This window comes from Streptomyces spongiae (assembly GCF_009377185.1).
In the GTDB taxonomy this organism is placed as follows: Bacteria; Actinomycetota; Actinomycetes; order Streptomycetales; family Streptomycetaceae; genus Streptomyces; species Streptomyces spongiae.
Genome location: NZ_VJZC01000766.1, coordinates 1 through 4,033 on the forward strand (window position 1 = coordinate 1; position 4,033 = coordinate 4,033).

At 70.0% G+C, this 4,033-nt stretch carries 3 protein-coding genes and 1 pseudogene; 3 read left to right on the plus strand and 1 reads right to left on the minus strand.

The window, feature by feature from the left end; all coding sequences use genetic code 11:
* Nucleotides 1-1,113, minus strand: a pseudogene (locus FNH08_RS53325) (hypothetical protein); the annotation flags it as partial.
* 240 nt (nucleotides 1,114-1,353) lie between these two features.
* Here FNH08_RS53325 and FNH08_RS46315 point away from each other — a divergent pair.
* The 3 genes from FNH08_RS46315 (at nucleotide 1,354) to FNH08_RS46325 (ending at nucleotide 3,926) form a co-directional block, all read left to right on the plus strand.
* A complete protein-coding gene (locus tag FNH08_RS46315; RefSeq protein ID WP_152777754.1) occupies nucleotides 1,354-2,112 on the plus strand; it encodes a GOLPH3/VPS74 family protein in 759 nt (252 codons plus the stop codon).
* A gap of 522 nt (nucleotides 2,113-2,634) precedes the next feature.
* Nucleotides 2,635-3,489, plus strand: coding sequence for a helix-turn-helix domain-containing protein (locus tag FNH08_RS46320; protein WP_322726537.1), 855 nt, complete (start codon nucleotides 2,635-2,637; stop codon nucleotides 3,487-3,489).
* A 236-nt stretch (nucleotides 3,490-3,725) separates the two neighbouring features.
* Nucleotides 3,726-3,926, plus strand: a complete 201-nt coding sequence (locus tag FNH08_RS46325) for a DUF397 domain-containing protein (RefSeq protein WP_152777755.1) — start codon at nucleotides 3,726-3,728, stop codon at nucleotides 3,924-3,926.
* Nucleotides 3,927-4,033: the final 107 nt, after the last annotated feature.

The following is a 4,033-nucleotide window of genomic DNA, read 5'->3' on the forward strand; positions in this document are numbered from 1 at the left end:
CGCCGGGGCCGTGGAGGGCGCCGGGGCCGTGGAGGGCGCCGGGGCGGTGGAGGGCTTCGGGGTCCTCGGCTCGTCGAGCGGCTTGAGGGCCACGAACTTGCTGGTGCGCTCGGACTCCGGCTCGGGCTTGCGCTCGGGCTTGGGCTTGTCGGTGGTCTTGGGGGCCGGCTGGTCCTTGGTGTCCTTGGAGTCCGTCTGCTTCGTGTCGCCGCCCAGCTTGAGCATGGTCGTGGGGTGGTCCACGGCGGGCGGGCGTACGGCGTTGAACTTGAAGATGGCGGTGGGCTGGTCGACCTGGGGCTTGGAGTCCGCGTCGGGCTCGGGCTTGGACTCGGGCTCGGGCTCGGAGTCCGCGTCGGCGGCCGGAGCGTCCGCGTCGGGCTCGTCGGCCTCGGTGTCGCCCTTGGGTTCGTCGGACGCCTCGCTCTCGGGCCGGTCGTCCGCCTCCGGCTCGTCGGACTCGGACTCGGACTCGGACTCGGACTCGGGCTCGGATTCGGCCTGAGCCTCGGCGTCGCTGTCCGCCGTACCGGCCGTACCGTCGCCGTCGCCGTCGCCCTCGCCGGCGTCCGCGGGCTCACCCTCGGCTTCGGCCTCCGCCTCGGCCTCCGCTTCCGCCTCGGGCTCCGTGGCGGCGTCGTCCTCGTCCTCCGGCCCGCTGTCGCCTCCGGCGTCCGCGGAGTCCCCGGAGCCCGCGTCAGAGCCCTCGTCGGCGCCCTCCGCGTCCTCGGCGCCCTCCGGGCCCTCGCCGTAACCGTCGTCCGAGCCCTCGGCGTCCTCGACGTCCTCGGCGTCCTTCGTGTCGGCCGCGGAGGAACCCCCCGAAGCCGAGCCCCCCGACGAACCCAGCGCGCGCTCGGCCTCGTCCAGGGTCCGGCGCGAGAACACCGCGGTCGCCTGGTCCACACCCACGGCGACAGGGGCGGAAGCCTCCGGCACGGAAACCTTTTCCTTGGCCACCGCCAGCCGCGGATCGACCGAGGACGTGCCCGCGCTCGCGGCCACCCCCGACGCGCTCGTGGTTCCCGGCTCCGGAACCACGGGCCTGTTCCCCGGCGTCGACCTCGTCGACGACTCGTACCGCTTCGACCTGTCGGGGGACTCGCCCGCCACCGATGCCTCCTCCTGCGCCGACCCACTGCCGGGACGAGCGCCCTACCGAACCGTGAACCCCGCTCGGACACCGCCCTGTACCGCTGTCCGAACCATGTACCAGTGTCCTGTGTGCGGACCTGACACAAGCCGTAGACGAGAACGACATACCTACTGGTTCCACTACGAACCGGTCACGCACTCTCGACAGACCAATGTGAGAGGGGTCACCCTGTCATTCATCCACGCGGGGAGGCATGGATGGGCAGGAGCCGCAGAACACTTCCGGAGGAGCTTCTGCTGCTGGCACTGGACCCGGCCACGGGTACCACTGCACAGCCGCAGTCGCTCGACCTTGGTCTGGCCGGAGCACAGCTAGTAGAGCTGGCGCTGGCCGGACGGATAGCCCCAGACGGGGATCGTATCGCCGTGGTGGCACCACGGCCGACTGGAGATCCAACTCTGGACTGCGCGTTGGAGTTGCTGCGAAGGCGCGGCGCTCCCGTACGGGCGGTCCACTGGATTGGCGGACCCCGGCTGGGGTTGCGCCAGACCTACCTCTCGCATCTGGAGCGGTGCGGCATGGTGCATGCCGTGGCGGGCCAGATGTGCGGGGTGCTGCCGACGACGCGCTACCAGGCGACGGACACGGCCATCAGCCGGGAGATCAGGTCCCGGCTCGATTCCGCGATCCGGACCGGCGTGCCGCCGGACCCACGCACGGCCGCGCTGGCCGCACTGGCCCACGCGGTCGGTCTCGGCAAGCACCTGTATCCCGGGAACGAGGGGCGGTCCTCCCGCTCCCGCCTCCGGGATCTGATCCGGCACGACCCCATGGGCGGTCTCGTGGCGCACGCCGTGATGGACGTCCAGAACGGTGTGGCGGCGCAGCCACGCCGTAGCCCGGCACCACCGGCCGCCCGCCCCGCGGGCCCCGGGGGCAGGACCGCGCCGGAACCCTCCAGGGGCGTACCGATGCAGCCGCGCCGCGGCTCCATGGCACGTGTCGTGGCCCACTGAGGCACGGGTCCACGACAGCACCACCGGCACCACCGGCAGCACCAGAGCGTCACGAACAGCACCACGCGCAGGTGCGGAAACGCATCAGCAGGCACCACTGCGCGGTACCGCACCGCCACGCGGTACCGGGCCCGAAGACCCGGTTCGGGAGCCGCCGGTTCGCGCGGGGTGTGTGAGGCCGTACGCGGTCCGTCCCGGACGGACGATCCGTCCGTCCAGGGCGGCGCCACGGTCTCGCACGCCCCGCGCGACCGCATGCCCGCGGCCACATGCCCGTTGGAATGTTTGGAATGTTGGAACGTCCGGCCGGAGTGCGCGGCGGAGAATCCCGCCGAGTGCCGTGCCGGGGCTTCCGCCTGGGCTGAATTCGGCCGGTTTTCACCCCCGGGGAGCGTGCGTCTCCGAACTGGCGTGTGCACGGCGCATATCCGGTGTTTCCCAGCGGTAGTAAGCACCTTGGTGGCAATCTGCTCATTAGCAGATACTCAAAGTGTCAGGCCCGCAGCCGGAGGTGCACGTCCCGTGGCGTCCAATGTCAATCCCACTGTCAGGCGGCGCCGCCTGGGCCAGGAGCTGCGCCGGCTCCGCGAGCTCAAGGGCATGACGGCCGAGGAGGTCGCCGAGCGTCTGCTGGTCTCACAGTCGAAGATCAGCCGCCTGGAGAACGGACGCCGCAGTATCAGCCAGCGCGACGTCCGCGACCTGTGCGGGGTGTACGAGGTCGAGGACCACCGGATCGTCGACTCGCTGATGCAGATGGCCAAGGACTCCCGCCAGCAGGGCTGGTGGCACGCCTTCGGCGACATCCCCTACAGCGTGTACATCGGGCTGGAGACGGACGCCGCCTCGCTCAGGGTGTACGAGCCCCAGGTCGTCCCGGGCCTCCTCCAGACCCCCGCCTACGCCGAGGCCCTCATCCAGGGCGCCCTGCCGGAAACCCCCACGACCGACGTGGAGAAACGGGTCCAGGTCCGGCTGCGCAGGCAGGAACGAATCTCCGCCGAGGAGCCCCTGCGCCTGTGGGCGGTGGTCGACGAGGCCGCCCTCCGGCGGGTCGTCGGCAGCCGTCTGATCATGCGTGAGCAGCTGGAGCAGTTGGTCGAGCAGTCCAAGCTCCCGCACGTCACCGTGCAGATCCTGCCCTTCGACATGGGGGCGCATCCCGGCCTCAACGGCCAGTACGCGATCCTGGAGTTCCCGGACGCGGCCGACTCCAGCGTGGTCTACATCGAGGGCGTCACCAGCGACCTCTATCTGGAGAAGGCCCACGACGTCCAGAAGTACAGCGTCATGTACGAACACCTCCGGGCCCAGGCCCTGAACGCGGAACAGTCACGTGAGTTCATCGCGGGCATCGCGAAGGAATACGCGCGCTGAGGCCAGTTGCGAGTGAAGGAAAAGGGCGGGACTCTACACCTCCATCCGGCCGCAGCGGAAGACCCCAGGAATAAATGCCATCCGGTCGAGTGAATAGTCGCTTCAGCAGCCGATGTTGGCGAGTAGCGTCGATCACGCCACCGAGCAACAACGTTGGCGCAAACCGAACAGCGGGGTCCTACCGGAGCCCGCAGGACGGTGACAGCAACTCGACCCATCTGCTTACCGGAGCGAACATGGCAATCCGTCAGGGAGCCACATTCAAGTGGACCAAGTCCTCGTACTCCGCGGGCAACGGTGCCTGCGTGGAGGTCAAGTCCCCCGTCACCACCACGCTCGCCGTCCGCGACTCCAAGGTTCCCGAGGGGCCCACGCTGGCGTTCCCCTCGAACGCCTGGAGCGCCTTCGTGACGGGCGTGGACCGGGGAGCGTTCTGACCCTCGTCCACTGCCCTGATCAACAACTTCACAGGCAACACCGATTGAGCCCTCTCGACTGGCCCGCCGTCCCGGCCGAGGGGGTTCGGCCTTGCCCGGGCCCCACC

What these genes read in the sequence shown, in the direction of transcription:
- FNH08_RS46315 (WP_152777754.1), top strand. Translation starts at nt 1,354, where the DNA reads ATGGGCAGGAGCCGCAGAACACTTCCGGAGGAGCTTCTGCTGCTGGCA.
- FNH08_RS46325 (WP_152777755.1), top strand. Translation starts at nt 3,726, where the DNA reads ATGGCAATCCGTCAGGGAGCCACATTCAAGTGGACCAAGTCCTCGTAC.